Origin of the sequence: Ahrensia sp. R2A130 (assembly GCF_000179775.1) — a bacterium.
Lineage (GTDB): Bacteria > Pseudomonadota > Alphaproteobacteria > Rhizobiales > Rhizobiaceae > Pseudahrensia.
Map to the genome: position 1 here is coordinate 68080 of NZ_AEEB01000014.1, position 24650 is coordinate 92729.

Sequence of the window (24650 nt, forward strand, 5' to 3'; positions counted from 1 at the left end):
CCAAGATTTTTGCCTGCGGTCTATAGAAACCGAACGCAGGTTCGTGCGTTACTTCAGTTGGTCATCAGCGCGAAGCTGGATGACTGGTCGCTCTTGTTCTCGACAACGATGGTGAAATTACCAGTAAACGCAGGTGTCCAGCCGCATTGGCTGACGTTGCTCGGGTCTGTTCGCGAACATATCAAGTGGCCATCGGCGTCGTAAATATACATGTCTAGATTAGCCTCGTTGTGCCCCTCAGCATAAACTTCTGCGAACTTCCCACCTTCGAATGACAGGTTTCGGTAGTGCCGCTTCCCACGTGGTTTGATGCGGGCCTTCGAATAGACGGCGCCGTTGACCACGCCTTTACTACGGGCGGCTCGAACGTCTTCTGCCAAGCTGGCGACGGTTTCATTGCCGTTCGACATCTTAACCGCCAGTCCAAGCATTTCTTCCCATGACATAACGAGGGCAGAGCCATCGCTGGTATGGGCTGCGCCTCCTTCTTCTTCAGATGGTAGTGGCACTTCGCGCAGACCTGCCTTCCGGCGCAATTTAGCGGCTGTAATCATCGTGTAGGGATCATTGTCCGCACGCGCTATTTCGAAGAGCTTGTGAGATGTCACTGCCATCGAGATGCCGCCTGTGACAGGCAGCGTATCTGAAAAGTTGATGTTTGGCTTGGCAAACGTTGTTGCTGGTAGCGCCAGTGCTGCTGCGATGGTGATGAATAGCACGCGGTAGATCGGGTTCGACATTTCGATAACTCCATGAACGTCGCGAAAAGTTAGCAAAGGGGCGCGCAGGTTAGAACCGGAAAGACGGTTCAAAATATGCATGACTGAATTTGTCATAGGAACGACGCCCCTAATTCCCCTAGACTGTGTTCATGTTCACACGCACAACGCTAAGCCCATGACAATTCTCATCGTGGAAGACGACAGCGTAACCGCGCAGGCAATGGCAGAAATGGCAGAAGAGTTGGGCCATGAAGCTGTTGTGGTCGATAGTTTCGAAGCTTGTATTTCAGCGGTCGAACAGCACGCGCCGGAACTCATCCTGCTCGACAGGATGCTACCGAGTGGTGATGGTTTGGATGCGATTGCCAAGCTGCGCTTGAAGGGCGCCGGATGCTTGGTAATGGTCGTCAGCGCGCTGGGCCGTGCTAGCAACCGCGTTGAAGGATTGGAGAAGGGTGCTGATGATTATCTTGCCAAACCGTTCGATCCGCTGGAATTGCGTGCGCGCATGAAGGCGCTTCTTCGGCGCAATGCAGTGCAGAGCACGGACAACGACTTAATAGTCTTTCACGATCTGGAAATTCGCCTCAAAGCCCGCACCGTTCACAGGGCTGGTTGCCATATAGCAGTTTCGCCGAAAGAGTTTGAGCTCATCTGCTATTTCGCCAGCAACGCCAATGAGGCAGTTACCCGCAAAATGTTGCTGGAACACGTGTGGAAGCTGAACTTCGATCCACAAACCAATGTCGTCGATGTTCATGTAGGCCGTTTGCGGCGTAAGCTGGAGTTCGATGGTCTGCCGCCGCTGATCCACACCATAAGGGGTGAGGGCTATCTCTTTACGTCGGACCCTGTGGGCACTTGACCCGTTCACCAGCTTTGTTGCGGCTTGTTACGATGATCGCAATCAGCACGACGCTGTTGGCAGCGCTTTCCGCCTTCGCGATTTATCGCGCCGTGGAAAAGGAAGCACAGGCGCAACTGCAGGCTGTTTTGGATGCTGACCTAGAGGGATTTGCTGACCTTTACGCCCAACGTCGAACGATTTCTGTGCGGGAGGGAATGGAGCGTCGTATCGCCAATGGTACAAAGCCCGAAGAACAGATTTTTCTGCTGAAAGATCAGAATGCCGACAAGCTTGGTGGCAATGTTGATGACATGCCGAACGCTTTGACCGTGCAAGACCGTTGGGTAGAATTCTCGCTCACCGATGCTGAAGGCATTGCAACAGCCTATCGCGGGTCGGCTACAGAACTTCCAGGCGGTTTCGCGTTGATGAATGCGCGCGCGACCACGGCCCGGGATGCGTTGCTGGCCTCAGTTTCCCAAATTTCTTTCGTTTCTTTACCTTTAATTGCCTGCATTGCTGCTTTGGTTGGCTGGATGATCTGCGGCCCTATTCTACGCCGAATTGATCATCTTAACGCTGTTCTCAGCGACGTCGAAACTGGCCAGTTGGATCGTCGCGCAGCGCAATCGCACTGTGATGATGAATTCGGTCGACTTGGCGAGAACATCAACCGAATGCTGGACCGTGTTCAAGATTTGAACCGACAAACGTTATCGCTCGCGGACCACATTGCTCACGAACTTCGGACACCGTTCAACCGGCTGAAACTTGCACTTGCGCAGTTGAGCAAGGATGCTGCTGATCCTAAGGCCAATCTCCTAGTATCAGTTGAAACGATCAATTCTGAAATTGATCAGACTGTTTCGGTCTTCGAGGCACTGCTCGACATTTCCCAAACCGAAGCCGACGCGCAAAGTCTCTCCGGCTTCGTCATTTGTGATCTCCACCAGATCGTTGATGATGTTGTGGAACTTTACTCAGCGGTTGCAGAAGACCGCGGCGTCGAACTGGAAGTTCCTGAAGTTGGGGTTTTTAAGGTTTTGGGTGACGGGACCCTGCTTATGCGCTTGATTGCGAACCTGTTGGATAACGCGATAAAATTCACACCCGAAGATGGTCGGGTGACGGTTGGACTTTCGACTTTTGAGGACAGGGTTGTGTTGACGATTTCCGATACAGGGCCGGGTGTGAAAGCAAACATGCGTGATGACATGTTCCGCCGTTTTGTGCGCGGGACCGACACGCAGAGCGTGCCCGGCCACGGGCTTGGGTTGGCGTTGGTGAAGGCGATTGCTGTGCGTCACGGGGCGCGGGTTTCGCTTCCTGAAGTCGAACAAGGTTTTGCAATTGAACTTCGTTTTCCGGCGCAAAGGGCAAGTACTGGGTCGTGACGACCCAACCAATTCTCGTGCATTCTATCGCAGTTGCGGTCTTGATTGCGGGCTGCACGACGACAAACGTACCTTCGAACTGGCTCGAACCGTCGTTGGCACATGTCAGCAATGTGTTTGTTGATACATAGACCCGACCCGATGGCGAGATAGTCGACAGCAATTTTATGAATTTGGCATTTTCCGGCGGAGCTACCCGCGCGGCTGTCTTCGCCTATTGAATGCTGTCACAGATGTAAGCGAACACCCACCAGGCAGTAATCGACAGGTGACAGGCTACGTTTGCTTCCTATTCGTTGACGTCGAAATATGCTTCGATTCCTTCCGCTCAACCAGGCGCAACTAGCAGCAGGATCTCATCAACTACCGCTGCGCCCTATCCAAAGCGAAGGTGGATTGGTTGTGGGGAAATCTCACAGGGTGGAACTGCCGCGATCTCAAAATCCTCGTTGATCAAATGCGCTTGGACCAGTCGGATGCTTCGATCGAGGATAATTGAACTATGTGCCAATGCTGTTGAATCTGTCGGTCGAGCAAGTCGACCTAAAGATGAAACCGGTTGCCATGCGCTGGAGTTAAGCCTCGTCTTCCAAGGCTACCTTACCAGCACTCGCGGGTTTTCTCAGGCGGGGAAACTAACCATTTTCGCTCCAGGTGTCGATGCGCCGAAGTTCATCGTGCCTTAGTGGCGTGGCTTAATAGGCTGCTGAAATTTCATCTGTCGAATTGCCTTGATGGCTACTTTCATCGCTTGTGGATTTGCGTGGCAGCGTAACAAACAGCGGTCGATCATTTCCGCGACGCATAAGCACCGGCAGAGCTTCTGCAGTGGCCTCGCTCCACAAGCGTTCTATGTCATCGTTTGTCGGCCCATGATGCATGGCAAACATCTCAACGGTGTCACCGGGCACAATCCCACCCAACTCAGCTGCTGAGCTTTTTGCGACTGTCGTAACTATGGATGTTTTGTCAGCTTGCTTCTCGACGATGAGGCCGTGTGGCAAGCTTCGCTCGCTCCTAGACGGGCGCTCTTTAGCGGAAACCTTGGTCTGGATTTTCTGCTCTCCAATGGTGAGCTGTTTAATGAAATGGGCTTCTTTTTGCAGCTTGCCAGAGCTAAGCCGGTGCACCTTTAGCCCTTTCAATTTTTGACCGGGCAACTTGTCCAAAAGTAGTTTTCCCAAATCTCGCAAGCTGTTGAAGCGGGTTCCATCTGCTTCCGCCAAGACGTCTCCGACTTTGATCCCTACTGCCCCAGCTGGGCTGCTGTAGTCCACTGCCGATACCAGCAAGCCTGCGCGGTTCGTCCAGCCGATAGTTGCGCCCAGTGAGGGCGAAATTTGCTGGAGTTGCAGACCCAGTGACGGCGCAGTTTGCTGTCCGTTGTGAAAACGAAACAGCGCGCGTTCAATGTGGCTGACCGGTGTTGCGAGGCCGATGCCGGCGAAGCTCGAAGTCTCGTCTGGAATTGCTGTGTTCATGCTGACAACTTCACCGTTTGCGTCCACCAACGGTCCGCCGGAACTGCCGTGATTGATCGCGGCATCATGCTGGATGTAGTCGACTGGGTCATCGTCACGGAAGGCTACATCAATGTTGCTGATGAAACCGCGCGTAACGGTACTAGCGTAGCCCAGTGGAGCGCCAATGGCTGCGATTGGGTCACCGAATTTTGGTTTGGATTTTGACAATTTTAGTGTCGAAACCCCAGTCTGGATGTGTGGATCAAGAATGGCAACGTCGCTTGCACGATCATCAATCTGCACTGTCGCCTCTAAAACCTGCCCCTCGAAGGTGCGCACCCAAACAGTTTCTGCTCCAGCAACCACGTGGCTGTTCGTGATGATGATCAAGCCCGGTGTGTAGCGGGCGGCATTTATGATGTTGTCGATCGCGTAAAAGAACCCCGAGCCGTAACCTCCAAGGCTCGCAGGATGCGATACACCTCTTGGATCGTTCGGAAAAACTTCGACCACGGCTGCCCGCGCCTGTTCCAATTCTTTGAGTTCGAAATTGAGAACCGTTTCAGGAAACAACGCATCTGGCGAACGTTCCGGCAAGTATTTCGGCGGCCGTGGCGCTGACATGGCAGGTGCGACGAGTGCCGCGCTTCCGGCCAGTACGCCGCCGGTTAGGAAACCTCTTCTGTTGGACGGCATGGTGCGCTCCTTAAGTGCAGACGTGTGTCATTGATCGCGTGGGCAGGCCAAGCGCGATGTGTGGTTTGATTTTCGGCAGTGACGTAGTCGAAGTGCTCCGCCCGAGCTATGGAGACAGGCGGCGCTGATCTTCGTTTAGTTTGTCAGCAGCACATAGGTGTTGCGGATGCGACCCTGATTGCGGATGCCGATGGAGAAAGTGCCCGTCCAACGCGGATACCAGCTGCAACGCAGTTTGTCTGAGTAGGAACGGTCCTTGCAGACCGTGTTGCCGTTCTGATCCAGCACAACCATGTCTAGATTGGTGTCGCCATCGCCGATTAAAGTGACCTGCGCCAGACTACCGCCCTCGAACGTGTCGCGGATAATGTGGGTGCGACCGGCAAGTAAGCCCTTCACGAGGCGACCGGGACCGCGCAGACGACCGCGTGGTTGTTCTGCCTTCACATCTTCGATCAGTCCCTTGTAAGTCTCGTTGTCACCGGCAAGTTTGCTCGCGGTGGCCAGCATATCTTCCAGTGTTGTGGGAGCGGTTGTCTTGTCGGCCTCTTCCGTGGTGTCAGCACCGTCTTCGACTTTTTCTTCGACCTCGATTTCTGAGTCGCTCACCGGTGTCGTTGCGATAATTTTGGCAGCTGCAATGACGGCCAGCGCGTCGTTGTTTTCTGTGCCGTAGGCATAGAGGTCATAAGCGGTGGAGATCGCGTTTTGACCTGTGTCGACCATTTTGCCGGTCTGAACTTGGTTCAGCCCAGTCTGGTCCTGCGCGAACGATAGCGTGGGAGTTGCTACAGATACCGCAACAATGGCGGCTGTTGCGAAAAAAGTGCTCTTCAATTTCGTCATTCCAGTTAGTCTCCATCACTTGTGCGTATCCCGGGGCGGGGTCGCTGTAGTGAATATCTACCAGTCGGAAATGTGGGCCGACATTCGTTATAGATGACAAATTCCGTTATGCGCCTAAGCCAACACAGATGGCCGCACGAGATGAGGCCATCTGTGTTGATACTTATCTTTGTAACGTGTTCAGCACCCAATCGCCGTAGTTGCCTGCGCGAGTGTAGGCGGAAAATTGCGCTTTCACATCGCAGCCTTTGCCATTGCGCGCGGCCATTCCCCACGACACAACGCCCGCCTGGATGTAGCTACCGTTGTTCAATTTCACGACCAATGGTCCGCCGCTATCGCCTGAGCATGCGCCCTTTGGGCCTTGCGGTGAGCCGGAGCAGATCATGTTTTCGCTCATAGGGCGTGGGGCCTTGGAGACAATCTCCAGCCATGCAGCTTGCGCATTCTTGCCGCTCAGACCCAGCTGTTGTGCGGCCAATGAAAAGGCTTTCACGGCACCGCGGGCGCGTTGGTTCACGATGGCGCGGTTGCACACCTGCCGGTCGATCATCTGGATGGTCGCCTCACGCAGATCGCTTGATGGTTTGCCGCTTTCCGTCAGGCCCCAACCTGTGACTATTGTCGGGATGCCCGGGCGCTCGAGCACGTCGGCGAATTCACCGGAGGGAATGGAGATGGTGCTGTACTTCGTCTGCGGTCTGCGGGCGAGTTTTATGAGCGCAATATCATTGTCGAAGCCGTTGGGGTTGTAACCCTCGTGAGAATAGATCGCTTCGATAGGAACGAGGTCGCCTTGTCCGTTGGCAATCTTGTTGGTACCGGCGAGGATGCGAACTGTGTCTTTATCAACGAGCTTCGGCCCTTCCTTCGTCATCGAGATAACGCAGTGTGCTGCGGTTAGAACCCACGTGTCCTGAATGAGAGATCCGCCGCAGAATTGGCCCAAACGGGTGCGGTCTTTGTTGGTTTTCATCAACGCGACCTGCCAAGGCCATGCACCATTTTCTGCAATCTGGCCGTTAACGACGCGGCTTGTTTCTTCTTCGGTCTCGGAGTCGATGAAGGCCTGTTTCTCTGCGCTGCCTGCGCGATCGTACGGCATTATTATGTCGCTGGCTTCCGCGTCATAATTGAAGGCGGATTGTGCATATGCCGGCTGGTAAAGTGTTAGAGCTGTGGCGGCGAGGCAGGTTTTTGCAAGTGTCTTCAACATGATTGGTCCTTTGATTTGTAAGCGATGAGACGGTTGAATTTAACTCATGGATTTGCCCACGAGCAGGAAAGGGAATGTTGCGATTAACCCCGCAAATGCGATGGCGAATAGCGTTGTGTATTTTCGAAAAAACTTGGTCTGCCCGCTGTCCTTGATTTTTTGCATCATGGTCTGATTGCTTGGCAGAGCGGTATCCTCGAACTTCCGTATCAATGGCACGATAATGCGTAATATGTTGATGGCTGCGAAGACGCCGAGCAGCATCCATCCGACCAAAATAACGATGACGATGTTCAGGATCATTGAGTGCCAACCAATACGAATGGTGCCCAAGCTGCGGGGTGCGCATATGCGGGCTTCGACTTGTCATCCATAAGTTTGAGCATAGCTTTCTGCAGTGCTTTTGCGCGAGATAGGCTATTGTTCTGCCGCTGCGCTTGCAACGTGTTTATGGTGAGGTCTGCAGCGGCATCGTCCAACACTGGCCAGTGCGAAACCAGCAATGACCGTGCGCCTGCATAAAGCGCTGCACTGGCTAATCCAGACAGTCCCTCGGCGCCGTTCGATCCATCTCCCGCAGCCGTATTGCATGCTGAAAAAATCACCCACTCGGCATCAAGATCAAGCAGTGCCAGTTCCGAAGCGGTGAGCAATCCGTCGTCTTCTTCGCTGGCTTTCTTTGGTGGAGTGAACACAAGGGCTGGTTCCGTTAGGCCCGATAGTTCTCCTGCGACAAGGCCATGAGTTGCGAAAATGACCACATCAGCACCTATGAACGCGGTGGTTTTAACTGCAGTTTCGCTTGCTTCCTCAGCCAATTTCAATGTGGATGATGGTGCATCCAGTGCCTTGGCTATGCTTTCCAGTTCGCGTTTTGTGTTGGGCAACGGAGCGAGCGCGCGAACCGCTTCGACATTGGCAAGTTCGCCATCGAAAAGCGCCGTTGCATTTCCTAGCGCCCTCGTAGCTCCTGCTATTCCGCCCAACACAGGTGCGCCAAACGCTACGAGTTGCGGACCATCGCTTTTCGTAGTGTCGGCTCCGTTCGATTGAGCTTCCGGTCCAGCGATATAACTGATGGATGGAAGTGTAACGAAGGCGTGGTCGCGGATGAGCCAAGCCGAAGAACGTAACGCTTCCGCGTCAGTATCTTCGCCTAAAGGCGGTTGCGATATTAAGAGCGACAAAGGAAGAGATGAAAGCGCGCCGTTGGCTTGATGCAGGATGACGCCGCGTCCTTTGGTGATTTTAGAAAACGGCTCCATTAATTGCTTGTAAAGAGCGTATGCCAAAGCACGGTCATAGCCCTTTGCGGCGTTGCTTACTCCTTCATCAAGGGAGTCTGCGCCGCGAACAGTGGCGCTGGTTTCAATAGAGGCCCGCAGCGTCTTGATGGAGGCTGCCAGTTCTACGGTGGAAGGTGTGAGCTTGCGAAATGCAAACCCGTTTGTGCTGATTGCCCAGCCGAAAACTCTGCTCTCGGTCTGGAAATACGACAGCACAACATTCTCTTCGCCCAGTCTGCTTTGGATCTCTTTTATCGAAACCGTGTCGATGCTCGCGCGCTCCTGAAAATCAGGGAAGCGCTTGCGTAGCTCCGCCTCGACCTGTGAGACTTTCAAGAGGATGTTTCGCGATTGGCCGTCCAGCGCAACCAATTCCGGATTGGCTTCCATTTTCCCTTGCGCGCGCATTGTATCGATGCGCTTCGCAACCTTCATAAGGCCTGTGTTGAGGTCCTGTTGTTTGCGCAACAGATCGCGCAACCCTTCGTCTTCGACACCGTTACGTTGGTTGACGCGAAACAAGACGTCTTCGACGCGGCTGCCATTGGCCCATTGTGAAGCCTGAAAAGCCTCGTCCGCCACAGCTAATGACTGCGGAAGGTCGACCAAAAGAGCCATGAGGCGTGAGAACAGGGGTTTGTTGCCATTGCGGAAAACCCGCATTCGGCGGTTTGCTTCCGGGTCGAATTGCTGCAGACCCAAGATGCTTTTTTCCTGCGCGACAATTTCCTGAAGTCTGGCGATTGCGGTGCGTGATACGGTTAGCGCGTCTTCCCGCTCATCTTGCTCAAGCAGCAGATTGGCATAGCCATTAATGATAGGCAGGTCCGCCACGCCCCGTATGGCAGCGTTTTCCATTTCTTTGATAGCCAAACGGTACAAAGATAGCGCTTGATCTCCTTTACCGATGCGCTGAGCGGTTGCCGCTAGGCTGGCGATTTTGGAGGCTTTAACACCGGAGGTTGTCTGCGAATTCATCACTCGTTTTTCATTTTCTACAAGCAGTTCGCCTGCCTGAATATTTAATCCTATGGCGCTGTAGATGGTTGCCAGATCAAGCTGGCGGATGGAGTAAAGCTCGGTATTTGTTGAACCCAATCTGCCACTCATATCGACGGATGCTTCTGCAAGTTCCCGTGCAGCATCGGGCTCGCCATTGATCGCCAGCGTGCGCGCCAGCTCCATGAAAACGTCGGCCATCATGATAGACTCAGCTGCGCCGCCAGCGCGCATTGTGTTCATGACTGCCAGATAGCGGTTGAAGGATTCCTTGGTCTTGCCAATCGTGTCATCGGCGAAGGCAAGGGACATTTGGCCGTTGAGAACTACCGGGTGTTGAGGTGATAGCTCTGCTTTTTGTATCAAGCGCCACGCCATGTTTGCGGTGTGGGAAGCGGCCTGTTCACCCATCAGATAGGGACCGAACTCATGAACCGACTGTACGGTCAGCAAGGGGCGGGTGGCGTTCTTGCCGATGAACATATTCAGGAAAGTGGACATCGCAGCAGATGTTTGCGGATCGGATAGGAGCGACATCGCATTGGTGCGCCTCAGATGGGCGATCAGTAAATTGGGCCGCGAAGCGGGGTCGTCTGCAGTCTCACCCAATAACTCTAACGCTTCTTCAGCTCGCTCCAAGGCAGTTGCCGCCTCCAGCATAAGTAGGCTGGCGGCGCTCGCAGCACTTGTCGCAAGAGCTGCCAGCTCTGGGTCCGCAGCTTTTAAATCATCCCAATCGAAGATCGGATTCGCGAGGATCGATACCCAGTTTGGCCGAAGCTCGGCTGATATTCTCAACAGGTAGTCTATAGCTTCACGCGGCCGACCGTAGAGAACATCAAGCTCTGCGCGCTCGACGACTAAACGGGCTTCGAGCAGGTCTGCTAATGCTTGATCTTTGATTTGAGATAGAAATGCCACGCCGTTGTTGAACGATTTCTCGGCGTTCTCTCGATCACCGAGCAATCGGAAGAAGCGCACTGATAAGCCGTAGAAATGCAGAACGCGAGCGATTTCAAAATCGTTTGTTGGCGTTTCCTGAACCTTGGTTTGGTGGTGCTGATAACGTTCGATCAACACGTCAGATTCGTTGCGAAAATAGGCGTCCTGCACTTCGTCTAGCATCGTGTAGTAAACACGAGCATGGCCCAGATCATCGTCGTCTACTGCGGCTTGCGCTATGCCAACCTGTCCTGCGATCAAACAAATCAACAACGCCAACTGAATAAGAGCGAAACATATATTCTCGCGAGGATGAGGCAGGAAACGCATGGTCAGTTTGCCGGCGCTGTTTGAATTTCGATCTGGGCGATATTGCCGGTGCCGCCCTCTTTTTCATCATCCAGTGGCGCGGCACCGCGTGTGGTGGTGCCGAAGCCGGATTGGCGGAGCAGGCCGTTGAAGCTGTTAATTTCTGTGTCAGCTGCCCGCGTGCGCTCTAGGGCGCCTTGCGTCAGCCAGCTGAGGTCCGCGACCGTGCTTTGTGGTGTGGCTTGCGTGGTGATGAGCAGCAGTTTCTCGCGGCCGAAAGATTTATCATTGATACGCAACAGCCCTTTTTTAAGCGTCTCGCCAGGTTTGATGCGACCATTCCACATGAAGCTGATCGAGTAGTCGGAGCCGACGTACAGCACGTTAAGATCGAGAGGGCTGGTTGAGGCGTTTTGCGCTTCGAAATGCACCTCGTCGCCAGGTACGAGCGCAGCAACGGCAGCAGGGTCGAGGTTGCTGAACGGTTGTCCCTTGCCCTTACGGGTCTTCAATTTGACAACGAGATCAAGCTCACCCGGTGCAGTCACATCGCCGAGTTTCAGTAGGTTGTTGGTGCGCGCTATGCGGGCAAGGCTGTCGGACAAGATCGCAGCAACATCATCAGTGGATCGTATCAGACCGTCGTTCGTTTTGGGGTCTCGAAGGGCAATTGAGAATGTTTTCGTATGTCCTTCCACTGTGATCGCACCGCTTGGTGGTAGCAACCAGATATGTTCTGTACCGCCGGGAAGTGCGATCGGCGCTCCGGCCAGCGTTTCTAGTTCCGACAGACTAGGAGCAGCAAGACGCAAATCGGCAGGTTCGCCAGCAGCTACCAGCTCGAGCCGCAGACCGGACTCTTGATTAGCTGCAATCGTTTCGATGGCAGCTTCGACAATAGCGCGCTTGTCGTCGGCTAAGGTGCCGAGGTCAGGACGAGCCACCTTAAGTGCGAAGTCAAGCGATCTGGTAGTTTGGCGAGCGTGGGCGAATTCGGGGAGGTCGATAAATGCTTCTCCTGCCAGTTCTACTGTGGAGGATAGTGATGTTGTCTCCAAGACCGTTAGCTTGGCCACCGCAGCATCGTCTGCGTCCGCTGGGCTGTTCATCAACAGCAGTTCGTCGCCAACGGAAAGGCCATGAATTTGCCCTGCTGGGATGGTGAGTGTTGGGCCGCCTTGCGTGAGTTGCCACTGGCGAACAGCCTCCGCGCCATCCTGTCCGAAGACGCCACCATCAAGGTCGCCTTCGAAAAGTGGGGTTGGCTGAACGCGGTAGGTTGTGGAGTAGCGGCGCAAGATTTCTTGGCCCAGCTGACGGTAAGTGATGCCGGGGGATTGGGCGAGTGTTTCGAAGAGTGTGTAGGTGAACAGACCGTGGGACTGGCGGCCCTTTTTACCTGCGGGCAACCGCATTTCCGGTGTCGTTTCATTGGTCTGTGCTGCATAAAAAGCGACAAATTTACCCTCTGCCGAACCGCTAATGCCTTCCACCAATGCTGAGGTTTCCAACTTCTTCGTGCTGGTGCCGCGCGTGGTGGCTTGGTCCGCTTCAACCATACGGTTGTCGGGAATGGCGAGAGCATCAGCGGTGAGTTTTCGCGAGACTTCGCGGTCTTCCCCTGAGCCGGACGGTGTGCCGCGAGTGACTGTGCCGGAGTGGCAAGAGTCAAAAACTGCCCAAACCGTGACCCCCTTTTTTCGCAGGGAATCGATCATCGTTCCGATTTCATCATCCACCAGCGCGTTTTCTACGGTGCCGACGGTGTCGTTCCATGGGCCGATATCGGCGGGTAGAAAAAGTTCGTCCAGCCCATCCAATTCACTGTCGGGGTTGATTGCCGGTGCCTGCGAGCCATGGCCGGAGAAGTGGAGATAGACGAAGTCACCAGGTTCCAGTTCACCTTCAATGCGCTTCATTGCATCACGAATGCCTTGCAATGTTGGCGCGCCTGCACCCTCGACACCGTCTGCCAGCGTGATGACGTTGCTGGGTTCGAATTTGGTGAAGTTGTTGGTCAGCAAAAAGCTACGAACAAGCTGGGCATCATTGCGCGGTCCGGTGAGCCAGAACTGTTTGTCGAGATTGGGGTAGTCGGACACTGCAACCAAAAGGGCATGGTTCGTGCGCGCCCACGCGCTGTCGTTCGTACCAGTTATAAGTACGGAAAGTGCCATCGTTCCACCAACGACAAACTTCTTTAGGGTCGCCATGTTCTAATTCCCCATGCCTAAAAGCTCTGCCCGAGCCGGATTGTTCTTGGTCTCAATTGGAATGCTACAAAGCGTTGTTGACACTATCAACTGACAAACGCTGTCATGTTTAGTTAGGCTTCGTGTATCCAGCCCCTATGAAAGTGCGGTTGGCATCGCTATCAGTTGCCGTCTGCGCGGTGCATTCCTGACGTTCGTTTCGTGGATGTTTTGTCCCACACCTCTTCCGCTCTGCGCCCGACCTTTCGAAAGACCGACCAATGACCGAATTTACGGGTATTGCCCGACCCCTCGCACGGGCGCTTGCAGCGCGTGGCTATGAAACCCTAACACCCGTCCAACAATCTGTTTCCAACACCGAGTTGGACGGCGCAGATCTGCTGGTTTCAGCGCAAACGGGGTCTGGTAAAACTGTCGCCTTTGGTATCGCCATTGCGCCGACACTGTTGGATGGCGAAGAACGTTTCGGACCAGCTGATAAGCCACTGGCATTGGTGATTGCACCAACGCGGGAACTGGCACTTCAGGTTTGTCGCGAGTTGGAATGGCTCTATGCAGATGCTGGTGCTGTCATCACGTCTTGTGTCGGTGGCATGGATATCCGCACCGAACGGCGGGCGCTTGAGCGGGGCGTTCATATTGTCGTCGGTACGCCCGGCCGTCTTCGCGACCATATTTCACGACGTGCGATGGACTGCCGCCAGTTGCAGGCTGTTGTGCTGGATGAAGCTGACGAGATGCTTGATCTCGGCTTCAAGGAAGATCTGGAATTCATTCTCGAAGCGGCACCTGAAGAACGTCGGACGCTGATGTTCTCGGCCACCGTGCCGAACGCGATTGCAGGCCTTGCCAAAAGTTACCAGCGCGATGCGGTTCGCATCACCACGGAAGCAGAGCGCGACCAGCACGCAGACATTGAATACCGCGCCTTGGTTGTCGCACCGCGTGAGCGCGAAAACGCCATTGTTAACGTGCTGCGTTATTACGATCCTGAAAACGCATTGGTGTTCTGCAACACACGCGCTTCGGTCAATCATATGGTTGCGCGCTTTACCAATCGTGGCTTTTCCGTTGTCGCGCTGTCCGGTGAGTTGAGCCAGAACGAGCGCAGCCATGCGCTACAAGCTTTGCGTGATGGACGTGCCAAAGTCTGTATTGCCACCGACGTTGCCGCGCGCGGCATCGATTTGCCCAAGCTTGAACTCGTGATCCATGCGGATTTGCCATCTAATCCTGAAACGCTGCTGCACCGCAGTGGCCGTACAGGGCGGGCAGGGCGCAAGGGTATTAGTGCCTTGATGGTTGATGTGAAGGGCCGCAACCGTGCGGAGCGTTTGCTGCGCTTTGCCAAGCTTGATGCAACATGGGCCAACCCGCCATCGGCTGATGATGTGTATGGTCGCGATGAAGAGCGTATGCTGGCCAGCCCGGCCTTGTCCGAACCGCCAAAGGCTGATGAGCAAGCTACGATCGCCAAACTACTGGAACAGTTCTCGCCGGAACAGATTGCAGCGGCTTATCTTCGGCAGGTCCGTGCCGATCACTCCGCGCCGGAAGATATCGAAATCGTATCCGTTCACCAGCCCAACAAACCTAAATACGAGCGCAGTGAGGGCAAGCAGAAGACGTTTGAAAAGAAGCCGCGCCGCGACTTCGAAAATTCGGTCTGGGTCTCGCTTTCCGTTGGCCGCAAGCAAAATGCAGAGCCTCGCTGGCTCATTCCGCTTATCTGTAACGCTGGCGGTTTAACCAAAAGCGATATCGGGTCGATTCGAATGCAGCCTGCTGAAACCTTTGTGGAACTTGATGCGGACCGCGCCGATGATTTTATGAATGCACTCGGTGCCAATGCGACGTTGGAAAAAAACATTCGGGTTACGCCTGTTGACGGGGTGCCAGACATTGCGCCGCAGAAACCATTTGCGAAAAAACCGTACGAGAAGAAGCCGTTTAAAAAAGGCCGGTCTGCCGACGGCGACGCGCCTTTCAAAAAGCAGGGTGATTTCAAAAAACGCGGCGCAGAAGCGGGTGCCAAACCCTTCAAGAAAAAGCCGAAGGCTTCAGGGGGCGCTGCTGATGCTGCAGGCGAAGGTAAACCAAAGCCGTTCAAGAAGCCGAAATGGAAAACCAAGGGTGCTGGCAAGCCAAAACCCAAAGCCAAGTAGTTCCAAACCCGAGTTTGCCCGCAAACGATAGGGGCCACTTTCTGCAACAAGGTTTCCACGCCTTTAACCGTGAATCGTGCTTTTGTTTCGAGTTAAGGGTCTCGTTCGTCTTTCTCCTCCACCTTGCCGCCAGGGACACGGCAGCCGGGTAGAGAGATGCACCAAAAGGGCAAGACAACATCAACGAATGATCAGGTAGGCGATGATATCGTTGCGCGCGCAATCACTTCAGTTGATGAACTGGAGGCAATTGCCGACGAGTGGCGTGATCTTGCCCATCGGCAGACCGACCCTCTTAGCTATTTCCAGTCCGCTGACTGGTGCTTGTCTTGGTGCCGTGCTGCTGTGAACGCCACGGGCGAAGAGCCTGAACTTCACACCCAGACATTGTGGCAAGGCGATCGGCTCGTTTGTATCGTTCCGCTGATGAGCCAGCGAAAATATGGTCTCAATAATCTGGTCGCGCTCGGCGCGCCTGAAGGCCAATATTCAGGTTGTATGATCGACCAGGCTATGATGGATCGAACCGTCGTGGAAGAGTGGATGGCCGGGCTGCGCAAGCAGAGCCGTTTCGACTGTGTGCTTTTCGATGATCTGCCTGCCAGTTCTGCGCTGGTTCCTCAAACGCAATCGTCCGGCATCACGTTCAATCCAGAAAACGCGACCATGGTGATGGACCTTAGCGGCTTTGAAAAGCCCGAGGATGTTGACGCTGCGATGACGGCCAAGTCGCGCAAGAACCAGAAAACCAAGATGAAGCGTCTTGCCCGGCACGGTGAGGTCGAGTTGGAAGTTCTTCACGGTGGCGAGACGCAATATAAGAACGCTCTGCGCCTTGCGATGGAATGGAAGCGAAGCTGGCTGGAAGATAAGGGCCAACCACTTGCGGCAGACCGCGACGAGCGATTGCACGCCCAACTTGCTGATTTACCAATGGAACGAGGCGCCGCTGATCAGCCTGTGCAAGGCGCGATAATGTTTGTTCTACGCGTTGGTGGACAGTCCGTCGCCAAAGAGGTCGGCTTCGTTCAAGGGCGGCACTACTATTCTTATCTCGGTGCTTATGACCCCGAATGGGCGGCCCGCTCTGTCGGAACGATCCAGATCGGCCTGACGCGGAAATGGGCTGTCGAGCAGGGCATTCATACCTACGATTTTCTAGGTTCGTCCGAATATAAATCGCATCAGACGAACCATGAAATTCCGCTGGTTTCCGTAGCCGTGCCGCTTTCGATGAAAGGGCATATTTATGCTGCGCTTTGGCTTCGGCAGCTCCGCCCGTCATTCTACCGCGTTTTTCAGAACATGGGGCCGGGCCTGAAGCGACCCATCGTGCGCCTGCGTGAGCTCATCCATAGCCTGCGCGGTTCGGACCAAAACAAACCCTCATTTCAAACAGGCCAAGGAGGCTAAAATGACAAAACCACTTCTCGCAGATTGGAATGCGCAGTTTTCCAAACAGTTCGGTGAACAAACGTCTCTGTTTCAGCACCGGCTTCACTCGTCGGGCCTGTTTGATAAGGCGGCGCTTGCGAAACTCATCGATAAGACGCCGCAAGAACACTACGGCCTCAACACAATGGGGCGTGATCCATCGAATCCGGTCTGGCGCTACGGTCTGATCGGGGAAAACAGCGGCAAGACCGTTATCGACACCATTGAGAAAGGCCGAATGTGGCTGAACATTCAACGCATTCAGGACTATGCGCCTGAATATAGCGAGTTGCTTGACGATCTCTACAGCGAATTCAGCCGCGAGATGCCTGAGTTCAAACCGTTCAAGAAATCGCTCGGCGTGCTGATCTCGTCGCCGGAAGTGCAAGTGTTCTACCACGCTGATGTGCCCGGTCAGTCGCTGTGGCAGCTCCATGGCGAGAAGCAGGTTTACATCTACCCTAACCGCGAACCCTTCCTCCCGCAGCGCGCACTGGAGGGCATCATCCTCGGCGATACTGAAGAGGAGATCAAATACGACCCGAGCTTTGATGATCACGCTGATAAATTCCTGCTCAAAGCAGGCGAGGCGCTGAATTGGGGGTTGAACGGACCGCATCGTGTCGTCAACGAGAACTGCCTGAATATTTCAGCCACCACCGAACATTGGACCAGCGATGTGCGCAACAGCTACGCGGTGAATTATGCCAACGGTGTGCTGCGCAAGAGATTCGGTGCGACGCAGCTTTCACAGAAAAGCGATGGTCTGTCGGTCTACCCGAAAGCTGCACTCGCGCTGGCGTGGAAGAAACTTAACCTGAACAAGGCCGATGAATTCGTCCGTGTGCCGAGTTTCTGGCTCGACCCGAAGGGCGTCGACGGGATGACGCCGATGGAAGAGGATATGAAAAAGAGCGCTTGATTTGTGCTTACGCTGTAAGCTCTTCGGGCTTTCGCTCGGTATAGGACTGTGCAGCTAACACCAAACGGCTTTTTGCCGCCTCGCTTGGCACTTAGTGTGCCAAGCGCTTTCCATCACGAAGATCATCGCTAGTTCGACAGTTGGTCTGCCGCTTCCAGCGCTGACCAATCGAATGTGACGCCTGTTCCTGGCACATCCGGTGCTAAGGCACGGGCGTTTTCAACGAGGAGCGGGCGTGTTGTGTAACGGTCGATAGGGAACGAGTGGACCTCTAGCCAGCCTGAATCCACGATGCCGGACAGCAGGCTGACATGGAGTTCTTGCATACCGTGGCTGCACACGGGAATGCCTGCACCTTTGGCGCGCTCGGCCACTTGCAGAAAGCCTGTGATGCCGCCGCAGTTGGAACCGTCGGGCTGTATGAAGGCAAGCTTAGACTGTTCCAGTGCCATTTCGAACTCGTGGATCGTGTGCAGGTTTTCGCCCATTGCGAGCGGCATGCCTGTGACTTCGGTTATGGTGGCAAAGCCGTGATAGTCGTCAGGGATTATCGGCTCTTCGAACCACAGCAAGTTATAGGGCTTGAAGGCGTTTGCCGCTTCAATGGCTTGCTCAACGGTTAGCGCATAATTTGCATCTACCATGAATTTTCGGTTCGGTCCGAGTAACTCGCGCACCGCGGCAACCCGTTCAATGTCCGTTGCCAGCTGCGGCTGGCCGACCTTTATTTTTACCGCCTCGAAGCCACGGTCGAGATAGGATTGGATGCTTGCGAGAAGCTTGGGAAGTGGGAAGTTGAGGTCGATACCACCGCAATAGGCCTTGCACGACGTATCCGCACCGCCTGCCATTTGCCGCAAGGACTGCCCTATCCGTTTGCCTCGCAGATCCCACAGCGCGATGTCCACTGCAGAGATGGCAAAGGACGCGATGCCGCCACGCGCAACATAGTGGACATGCCACTGCATCGCTTCGTAGAGCGTTTCCACGTCATCAGCATCTTGGCCTATCAGAAACGGAGCGAGATCGTACTCGATCATCGCCGCTATGGCATGCCCGCCCTTGCCGCCTGTATATGTGTAACCCGTGCCTTCGCTGCCATCTTTAAGTGTGATCGTCGTCGTGATGAGTTCGAAATGCGTGTGGTCGCCGTGTTTGGCGTCTGTCAGCACCTCGTCCAGCGGGATATGGAACAGCCGCACAGCGATATTTGTGATCTTGGTCATGGTGCTTTCCTGCAACGTTTTGTCGGCTTAGCGGCTCCGCTCACAAAGTGTTGTAGTGGTCGTTGAGACTTGTCGAGGGGAAAGGCGTTATGTCTGCATCATGTTTCGCATTGTGCTCCTCCTTGCTCTGACCGCCATGGTCTTCGCGTCTTCCGGCGCGAAGAAGCTTATGGCTGCCCAGATGGATGGCTCTGCGAAACAAATCGTCGTCTCGATGCATGTTGCCGATCAAAGCGCGGTCTCCACTGGTGACGGTCCAGGTGATCACGATGTGCTGGGTGACAAATGTCATCAGGTCGTCGCTGTTCTTGCCTCACCGCCGATGGTCAAAGATCGCTGGGCGAAGAGCCAGCCAATGTCGGTTGATATCGACCGGTTGACGGGGATTGCTCTCAAACTTTTGAAGCGGCCACCAAGACACATCTCCTAGATTTCAAAAGTATGTCGCTGGGTCTCTGGCGGCAAATGTATGAATTTTCAGGAGTATTTCGTCATGTTGACAAGACGATCCCTATTGTCCGGTCTCGCAACAGCGCTTGCCGGTACCGCCGTTGCAGCAAGCCCTGCGCTTGCCCATCACACCAAACCGTTCAAACTCGCCCGCCGTTTCGAACCGAAACGCGTGCGTTTCCGTGGCTATGCCCGCGGCACCATCGTTGTTGATCCGAGCAACCACTATCTATATTTGGTGGACCGTCGTTTCTCGGCGATCCGCTACGGTGTTGGCGTCGGTAAGGCAGGCCTCGCGTTCAAGGGCAGTGCCCGCATTCGCCGCAAAGCGAAGTGGCCAAGCTGGACGCCGACACAAAACATGATCCGTCGCGAGCCCGGTAAATACAAAAAATATGCCGGTGGTGTTCCCGGTGGTCCGGGCAACCCGCTGGGCGCTCGCGCATTGTACCTATATAAAGGTAAGCGCGACACGATGTTCCGCATCCATGGCACAACGCAGCCGCGTTCAATCGGTCGCTCAGTGTCTAATGGATGTATTCGGATGCTCAACGAGCATGTGAAGGATCTCTACGAGCGCGTGCCTATGGGCGCTAAGGTCGTGGTTCTGTGAGCATGAATTCTAAAAAAACAACTGGTTTGAACAGGCGTAAGCTTTTGCTGGCTGGAGCGGGAGCGATTGCGCTCCCGCTTGCGGGCTGCGTGCAACGCGACCCTCAGGTTCAGGCCCGCATTCAAAAGCGCAAAGCGCAGAACGAGGCTTGGGCTTTTTACGAACGCCTTTACGGCCCAGTGCCCGACGAACAATTTCCTCTGCCTGCGATCAACCTGCGGCAGGTGAAACCCCAATTCTTCCGTCGCGAGGTCGACAACCCCACCGGTCAGGGGCCGGGTACGCTGGTGGTTGATACCAAGAATTTCTATCTCTATTGGCCACAAGCTAATGGTAGAGCCATGCGTTATGGCGTTGGTCTTGGCCGCGCTGGTTTCGATTGGAGCGGTAACGGTGTGATCCAGTGGAAACAGCGTTGGCCCAAATGGACACCGCCTGCGGAAATGATTGCCCGCGAGCCTGATCTGGAAAAATGGAGTGCTGCCAATGGCGGGATGCCGCCAGGATTGGAAAACCCGCTAGGCGCTCGCGCGCTGTATATTTTCCAAGACGGCAAGGACACGCTTTACCGCGTCCACGGCTCGCCGGAAGCTTTCAGCATCGGCAAAGCCGTATCAAGCGGCTGCGTGCGTTTGCTCAATCAGGATATTATCGACCTCTACGAGCGTGTTCCATCCGGCTCGCGCATTCTCGTGATCTGACGGCTTCTGGACAAAAAGAGAGCCGCAAGTCGGGGGGACTTGCGGCTCTAGTAAACCGAAGGCTGCTCGAGAGGGGGAAGAAGCGGCCTTGGTGTATTCTGTTGTCTTCAGTCGATAACTAGGCGGCCAAACCACCCGGGCGAAATGTTCCACGCGCAGTTAAATCTCGCAGACGATCCTTCATCCGCAATCTCGCGCGCTTCATCGCCTGCAAGCGTAGGCTGTCGGGGCGAAGCGTACCTTGTTCGTGGGTGATGGCGTTGCGTAGCTTGCGGCGGGTCTCGCGCAGGCGTTCTACGGCGTGGGAATGTTTGCGACCGTCTGTCATCGGCGTTTTCTCCAAAAATCTCAGGCAGCGACCATCGTTGCCTGTGCCGCTAACTTGGATGTTGATTATGTCGACGGCCAATAGAACTATGCCGTGCGAACGATTGATAAATGCAATCTGATAAAATCTTTGCTATCGATAGATACAGGCAATCACACGCTCATGTCTTTTCGATTGGTTTTGGCGATGAATAATGGCCATTTCGATAGTGTAAGAAAACACGCTAAGAGCTATTTCATGACCCTCGCCGAATTCGCAGTCGTTCTCGCTGTTGCCCCGTTGATCGCAACCTTGGCATACGGGACATGGCGCTTCAGCCAAGAGACCTAAGCTAAACCGAAGCGCTGCGCCGAAACCCGGCGCAGCTCGGACTTCGCCCGTTTGCCTTGTGGTGATGCGGGCAGCACAATGATGCAGACCAAGACAGTGAGATAGCCAAGACCGCCATGCCTACCCTTCGTCAGTTTAGCTATCTCGTGGCTCTTGAAGAAGAGCTGCATTTTCGACGCGCAGCCGAAAAAGTCCATGTCACGCAACCCACCTTGAGCGCGCAATTGCAGCAGCTTGAAAAGCGGCTTGGCGCTGGCCTCATCGAACGCGGTGGCACGCAAGTCATGCTTACGCCTTTGGGTCGTGAGGTAGCTGCGCGTGCACGGTTGATCCTTAGTGAGGTTGAAGAGATCAAGACGTTAACAGCGTCGTCTCAGCACGGTTTTACCGGTACAATTCGGATCGGTGTGCCCCCGACGCTGGGTCCGTACTTGTTGCCACACATCGTGCCGGATCTTCATGCCGCCTATCCGCAGCTTAAGCTGTATGTTCGCGAGAACAAACCGGCTGAATTGCAGTCGCGCTTGTTGAGTGGCGAGTACGACCTCATCGTCTCGCCACTGCCGGTCGTTCAGGCCGACCTTACTGTTGAGCGGCTTTTCCGTGAACCGCTACAGGTTGTGGCAGCACCCGATCACCCCTTGGCCGGTCGAAAAAATATCGGGCGCTCGGACCTGCAGAACGAGGCTGTTCTGGCGATTGAGCCGGGTCATCATCTGCACGAGCAGGTGAGCCATATTTGCGATGACTTCGGTGCACGCCTGTTGCGCGATTACGAAGGCACGAGCCTTGATACCCTGCGTCTTATGGTGGGTATGGGGGTTGGTATCGCCTTCCTGCCGTCGCTTTATGTGCGTTCGGAAATCGGTGCGCGGGGCGAGGTGGCGGTGCTGGATCTCAATGCCAATGTCTATCGTCAAGTGGGCATCGCATGGCGCAACCGCTCTGTGCATACTCAACTGTTCACGGATATTTCCGCGCTTATTCGCAAGATTGCCGCTGAGCGCCTGCCTGAAGTTTCGGTGATTGCCGACTGAGACTGAGATTCTGGCCTCTTCTATCGCCAAGTATTTGGAAATCTATTGGCTTCAGCTCCTGACGCACACCATCTCTTAGCTACAAAGGTTGATGTCTCAGCCTCGAACGGGAGGATCCGTCATGACGTTTCTAAAGACTTCTCTAATCGCTGGCGGGTTGTTCGCCGCTACCATCGGTACGGCATTCGCGGCAGATGCCGACAGGAATGCTGCGACTATACCGGAAGTGGCTTTTGAAACTGAAACAGCTCCAACCGGACTGCTTTGGAAAGAGGGCAGGGTGCCCTTCGTGCTTGAGCGATTTCTGAAGGATGGCCACCTTCAGGCGTAGCTTGCATTCGTCGAAATTTACGAAGACGCCCCTGAATACCCATTCCGGGTCTGGGGCGTCTTCATGTCCAGCAAGTGGCTGGCAACCTGTGTTTTGAGTATCTGCGCCGTGCCGCCGCCGATGGTGAACATACGCACGTCGCGATACATACGCTCCAGGGGTTCGCGGTCGCTGTAACCGCGCGCACCGAACATTTGCAGCGCATCATCTACAACTCGGATCGCCGTTTGCGAGGCAAAGGCTTTTGCACGCGCCGCCATCATCATGTCGGGGAAAGTGGAACCGTTGGGGCCACGTGAACGGGCGGCCTCTTGCAGCATCAAGCGCGAGGCGTGAACGCCTGCATCCATATCAGCAAGCATCCATTGTAGTCCTTGGAATTCTGCGATGGGCCTGCCGAATTGCTGGCGTTCCTTCATATATTTGGTCGCTCGTTCCGTAGCGCCTGCCGCAACACCCATGGCTATCGTACCAGCGCCGACGCGCTGGGAGTTATAGGCGTTCATGAGATCAGCGAAACCTCGTTTGAGGCCGGATGGCGGGCGCAGTGCGTAGCGTTCCTCAATGAACAGATTATCGAAAACGAGTTCGGCTTCTGGCATTCCGCAAAGACCCATTGTGTTTTCGCGACCGGCGATGATGAATCCATCAGGTTCGATGCCATTGTCTGGATCGCGCAGCACGATGAAAGCACCGATACCCTCTTCCCCACTTTCGTCGCCCAGCACTCGGGCGAATATGACGTGAAGTTTCGATACGCCTCCACCAGTGATCCAGTGCTTGCGCCCGTTCAAAACGTAGCCACTCGGAACGCGCTTTGCGGTGGTTGTCATTTCCGTGGCAGCGCTACCGGCATCCGGTTCGGTGATGCAGATGGCCGGCTTGTCTCCGGCTAACACATGTTGCGCTGTAAATTCACGCTGTTCGTCCGTACCATAGGCCATGATGGCGCTGATGCCGCCCATGTTGGCTTCCACTACAATACGGGCGGTGAGCGTACAGGCTTTGGCGATTTCTTCGATGACAACAACTGTGTCGTAAAAACTTGCGCCGCGCCCGCCGAAGCGCTTGGGAATGGTCATTCCCATCAAGCCCGCATCGGTCAGGGCCTTCACGTTTGACCAACAATACGTCCGCTCGCGATCCCATCTAGCGGCAAGCGGTGCAAACTTGTCCGCTAACTCTTTGGCTATGGTTCGGTAGGCGTCTGTGCTGGTAAAATGTTCCATAGTTCACGGTCGCGTGATTGCAGTTTCAGAGCAATAGATTTTGATTTTACTCAAAGTTCAGATAAATTGAATTTATGCAAACGCGTGTTTTTCAAACCCTGGCTCATGTGGCCCGCACCGGTTCCTTTACCACTGCGGCGAAGGCATCGAACATGACGCTCTCGGCCCTGTCCATGCAGATGAAGGGATTGGAAACCGAGCTAGGCGTTGATTTGTTTGACCGCTCCGTTCGTCCGCCCAAATTGACACCGTTGGGGCAGGCGGTCGCAAAGCAGGCCGAGGCAGTTTTAGCGCAGCAACGTGTGCTGCTCGATTTGTGCCAAAGCGATGACGAATTAGTGGGTCATTTCCGCATTGGCTTTATTTCGTCTGCATATGTCCGTGTGCTGCCGCGTCTTCTCGCTCTTGCTGCCGAGCACGCGCCAAAGGCACGGTTTGAACCACGATCTGGCCTGACCGAAAACCTTTGCGAATTGGTGGAAGCTGGTCAGTTGGACGGCGCTGTGGTGTCTCATATGTTGGGTTCAACGCGACAATTGCAGTTTGATACATTGGCGTTGGAAGAGATGGCGGCGGCCGTTCCGGTTGATCTTAAAGACTGTTCTATCGCTGAACTGACCGTCGCATGTACCTTTCTACAATTCACGCCAGAGACAGGCGTCGGGCGTTTGATTGCATCCATCGTATCCGAATGGGATCGCCTGCCAAAACATGTGATCGTGCTGGATAGTATCGAAGCGACTATGGAGGCTGTGCGTTCAGGCATCGGTTTCGCGCTGCTGCCGATGCCGGATATTGACCGCTATCTTGGAACAGGAATTGTCGTTTTGGAACTCGATCAACCGGTTGAGCGCACTTTGGCATTTGCAAGTAGGCCTGATGTCTTGAACGACCGATGGCGCTCGAAGCTAAACGATCTGCTGAAACGCTGTATTGGCGATAGCGTTTAGC

General features: G+C 54.7%; 21 protein-coding genes. 11 read left to right on the forward strand and 10 right to left on the reverse strand.

Translation table 11 applies throughout. The features are described from left to right. Positions 1-53: 53 nt before the first annotated feature. Positions 54-836, reverse strand: coding sequence for a hypothetical protein (locus R2A130_RS08445; RefSeq protein ID WP_040305492.1), 783 nt, complete (start codon positions 834-836; stop codon positions 54-56). Between the two features lie 61 nt (positions 837-897). Between R2A130_RS08445 and R2A130_RS08450 the strand changes: the two genes are divergently transcribed. Then, positions 898-1587, forward strand: a complete 690-nt coding sequence (locus R2A130_RS08450) for a response regulator transcription factor (RefSeq protein WP_009464632.1) — start codon at positions 898-900, stop codon at positions 1585-1587. After that, positions 1584-2963 carry a HAMP domain-containing sensor histidine kinase gene (locus tag R2A130_RS08455; protein ID WP_009464633.1) on the forward strand — a complete coding sequence of 460 codons (1380 nt, stop codon included), beginning with the start codon at positions 1584-1586 and terminating at the stop codon, positions 2961-2963. The genes R2A130_RS08450 and R2A130_RS08455 overlap by 4 nt, the downstream gene beginning before the upstream one ends. 695 nt (positions 2964-3658) lie before the next feature. On the opposite strand, the gene R2A130_RS08460 is transcribed toward R2A130_RS08455, so the two are convergent. The 6 genes from R2A130_RS08460 to R2A130_RS08485 all read right to left on the reverse strand — a co-directional run bounded on the left by R2A130_RS08460 (position 3659) and on the right by R2A130_RS08485 (position 12933). Further along, on the reverse strand, positions 3659-5122 hold the full coding sequence (locus R2A130_RS08460; protein ID WP_009464635.1) for a S1C family serine protease: 1464 nt from the start codon (positions 5120-5122) through the stop codon (positions 3659-3661). A gap of 135 nt (positions 5123-5257) precedes the next feature. Further along, a complete protein-coding gene (locus tag R2A130_RS08465; RefSeq protein ID WP_009464636.1) occupies positions 5258-5968 on the reverse strand; it encodes a hypothetical protein in 711 nt (236 codons plus the stop codon). Between the two features lie 163 nt (positions 5969-6131). Next, complete coding sequence (locus R2A130_RS08470) at positions 6132-7184, reverse strand: serine protease (RefSeq protein ID WP_009464637.1); 1053 nt, start codon at positions 7182-7184, stop codon at positions 6132-6134. Positions 7185-7223: 39 nt separating this feature from the next. After that, the gene (locus R2A130_RS08475; protein ID WP_009464638.1) at positions 7224-7487 is read right to left on the reverse strand and encodes a hypothetical protein; all 264 of its coding nucleotides are present in this window, start codon (positions 7485-7487) and stop codon (positions 7224-7226) included. Beyond that, positions 7484-10741, reverse strand: coding sequence for a CHAT domain-containing protein (locus R2A130_RS17545; RefSeq protein WP_009464639.1), 3258 nt, complete (start codon positions 10739-10741; stop codon positions 7484-7486). The genes R2A130_RS08475 and R2A130_RS17545 overlap by 4 nt, the downstream gene beginning before the upstream one ends. Positions 10742-10743: 2 nt before the next feature. Further along, complete coding sequence (locus R2A130_RS08485) at positions 10744-12933, reverse strand: caspase family protein (protein WP_009464640.1); 2190 nt, start codon at positions 12931-12933, stop codon at positions 10744-10746. A gap of 260 nt (positions 12934-13193) precedes the next feature. Between R2A130_RS08485 and R2A130_RS08490 the strand changes: the two genes are divergently transcribed. The 3 genes from R2A130_RS08490 to R2A130_RS08500 all read left to right on the forward strand — a co-directional run bounded on the left by R2A130_RS08490 (position 13194) and on the right by R2A130_RS08500 (position 17454). Beyond that, the gene (locus R2A130_RS08490) at positions 13194-15098 is read left to right on the forward strand and encodes a DEAD/DEAH box helicase (protein ID WP_009464641.1); all 1905 of its coding nucleotides are present in this window, start codon (positions 13194-13196) and stop codon (positions 15096-15098) included. A 156-nt stretch (positions 15099-15254) separates the two neighbouring features. Continuing rightward, positions 15255-16511, forward strand: a complete 1257-nt coding sequence (locus R2A130_RS08495) for a GNAT family N-acetyltransferase (RefSeq protein WP_009464642.1) — start codon at positions 15255-15257, stop codon at positions 16509-16511. Between the two features lies 1 nt (position 16512). Beyond that, a complete protein-coding gene (locus tag R2A130_RS08500; protein ID WP_009464643.1) occupies positions 16513-17454 on the forward strand; it encodes a hypothetical protein in 942 nt (313 codons plus the stop codon). A gap of 128 nt (positions 17455-17582) precedes the next feature. On the opposite strand, the gene R2A130_RS08505 is transcribed toward R2A130_RS08500, so the two are convergent. Continuing rightward, on the reverse strand, positions 17583-18680 hold the full coding sequence (locus tag R2A130_RS08505; RefSeq protein ID WP_009464644.1) for a mandelate racemase/muconate lactonizing enzyme family protein: 1098 nt from the start codon (positions 18678-18680) through the stop codon (positions 17583-17585). A 100-nt stretch (positions 18681-18780) separates the two neighbouring features. On the opposite strand from R2A130_RS08505, the gene R2A130_RS08510 reads away from it, so the two are divergent. The 3 genes from R2A130_RS08510 to R2A130_RS08520 all read left to right on the forward strand — a co-directional run bounded on the left by R2A130_RS08510 (position 18781) and on the right by R2A130_RS08520 (position 20444). Continuing rightward, positions 18781-19110, forward strand: coding sequence for a hypothetical protein (locus R2A130_RS08510; RefSeq protein WP_040305494.1), 330 nt, complete (start codon positions 18781-18783; stop codon positions 19108-19110). A gap of 63 nt (positions 19111-19173) precedes the next feature. Then, a complete protein-coding gene (locus R2A130_RS08515; protein WP_156798456.1) occupies positions 19174-19743 on the forward strand; it encodes a L,D-transpeptidase in 570 nt (189 codons plus the stop codon). Between the two features lie 2 nt (positions 19744-19745). After that, positions 19746-20444, forward strand: coding sequence for a L,D-transpeptidase (locus tag R2A130_RS08520; protein ID WP_009464647.1), 699 nt, complete (start codon positions 19746-19748; stop codon positions 20442-20444). Positions 20445-20562: 118 nt separating this feature from the next. Here the strand turns inward: R2A130_RS08520 and R2A130_RS08525 are convergent, their stop codons facing one another. After that, on the reverse strand, positions 20563-20772 hold the full coding sequence (locus tag R2A130_RS08525) for a DUF465 domain-containing protein (protein ID WP_009464648.1): 210 nt from the start codon (positions 20770-20772) through the stop codon (positions 20563-20565). Positions 20773-21218: 446 nt separating this feature from the next. On the opposite strand from R2A130_RS08525, the gene R2A130_RS08530 reads away from it, so the two are divergent. Beyond that, the gene (locus R2A130_RS08530) at positions 21219-22139 is read left to right on the forward strand and encodes a hydrogen peroxide-inducible genes activator (protein ID WP_009464651.1); all 921 of its coding nucleotides are present in this window, start codon (positions 21219-21221) and stop codon (positions 22137-22139) included. A gap of 121 nt (positions 22140-22260) precedes the next feature. Then, positions 22261-22470, forward strand: coding sequence for a hypothetical protein (locus R2A130_RS08535; RefSeq protein ID WP_009464652.1), 210 nt, complete (start codon positions 22261-22263; stop codon positions 22468-22470). Between the two features lie 17 nt (positions 22471-22487). On the opposite strand, the gene acdA is transcribed toward R2A130_RS08535, so the two are convergent. Continuing rightward, positions 22488-23699 (reverse strand): 3-sulfinopropanoyl-CoA desulfinase, encoded by a 1212-nt coding sequence (gene acdA / locus R2A130_RS08540; protein WP_009464653.1) that lies wholly within the window; start codon positions 23697-23699, stop codon positions 22488-22490. 74 nt (positions 23700-23773) lie between these two features. Between acdA and R2A130_RS08545 the strand changes: the two genes are divergently transcribed. After that, complete coding sequence (locus R2A130_RS08545; RefSeq protein ID WP_009464654.1) at positions 23774-24649, forward strand: LysR family transcriptional regulator; 876 nt, start codon at positions 23774-23776, stop codon at positions 24647-24649. Position 24650 lies beyond the last annotated feature (1 nt).

Coding starts and splice junctions, on each gene's coding strand:
- R2A130_RS08445 (WP_040305492.1), bottom strand. CDS start 836: ATGACAAATTCAGTCATGCATATTTTGAACCGTCTTTCCGGTTCTAAC.
- R2A130_RS08450 (WP_009464632.1), top strand. CDS start 898: ATGACAATTCTCATCGTGGAAGACGACAGCGTAACCGCGCAGGCAATG.
- R2A130_RS08460 (WP_009464635.1), bottom strand. CDS start 5,122: ATGCCGTCCAACAGAAGAGGTTTCCTAACCGGCGGCGTACTGGCCGGA.
- R2A130_RS08465 (WP_009464636.1), bottom strand. CDS start 5,968: ATGACGAAATTGAAGAGCACTTTTTTCGCAACAGCCGCCATTGTTGCG.
- R2A130_RS08470 (WP_009464637.1), bottom strand. CDS start 7,184: ATGTTGAAGACACTTGCAAAAACCTGCCTCGCCGCCACAGCTCTAACA.
- R2A130_RS08475 (WP_009464638.1), bottom strand. CDS start 7,487: ATGATCCTGAACATCGTCATCGTTATTTTGGTCGGATGGATGCTGCTC.
- R2A130_RS17545 (WP_009464639.1), bottom strand. CDS start 10,741: ATGCGTTTCCTGCCTCATCCTCGCGAGAATATATGTTTCGCTCTTATT.
- R2A130_RS08485 (WP_009464640.1), bottom strand. CDS start 12,933: ATGGCGACCCTAAAGAAGTTTGTCGTTGGTGGAACGATGGCACTTTCC.
- R2A130_RS08490 (WP_009464641.1), top strand. CDS start 13,194: ATGACCGAATTTACGGGTATTGCCCGACCCCTCGCACGGGCGCTTGCA.
- R2A130_RS08495 (WP_009464642.1), top strand. CDS start 15,255: ATGCACCAAAAGGGCAAGACAACATCAACGAATGATCAGGTAGGCGAT.
- R2A130_RS08500 (WP_009464643.1), top strand. CDS start 16,513: ATGACAAAACCACTTCTCGCAGATTGGAATGCGCAGTTTTCCAAACAG.
- R2A130_RS08505 (WP_009464644.1), bottom strand. CDS start 18,680: ATGACCAAGATCACAAATATCGCTGTGCGGCTGTTCCATATCCCGCTG.
- R2A130_RS08510 (WP_040305494.1), top strand. CDS start 18,781: ATGTTTCGCATTGTGCTCCTCCTTGCTCTGACCGCCATGGTCTTCGCG.
- R2A130_RS08515 (WP_156798456.1), top strand. CDS start 19,174: ATGTTGACAAGACGATCCCTATTGTCCGGTCTCGCAACAGCGCTTGCC.
- R2A130_RS08520 (WP_009464647.1), top strand. CDS start 19,746: ATGAATTCTAAAAAAACAACTGGTTTGAACAGGCGTAAGCTTTTGCTG.
- R2A130_RS08525 (WP_009464648.1), bottom strand. CDS start 20,772: ATGACAGACGGTCGCAAACATTCCCACGCCGTAGAACGCCTGCGCGAG.
- R2A130_RS08530 (WP_009464651.1), top strand. CDS start 21,219: ATGCCTACCCTTCGTCAGTTTAGCTATCTCGTGGCTCTTGAAGAAGAG.
- R2A130_RS08535 (WP_009464652.1), top strand. CDS start 22,261: ATGACGTTTCTAAAGACTTCTCTAATCGCTGGCGGGTTGTTCGCCGCT.
- acdA (WP_009464653.1), bottom strand. CDS start 23,699: ATGGAACATTTTACCAGCACAGACGCCTACCGAACCATAGCCAAAGAG.
- R2A130_RS08545 (WP_009464654.1), top strand. CDS start 23,774: ATGCAAACGCGTGTTTTTCAAACCCTGGCTCATGTGGCCCGCACCGGT.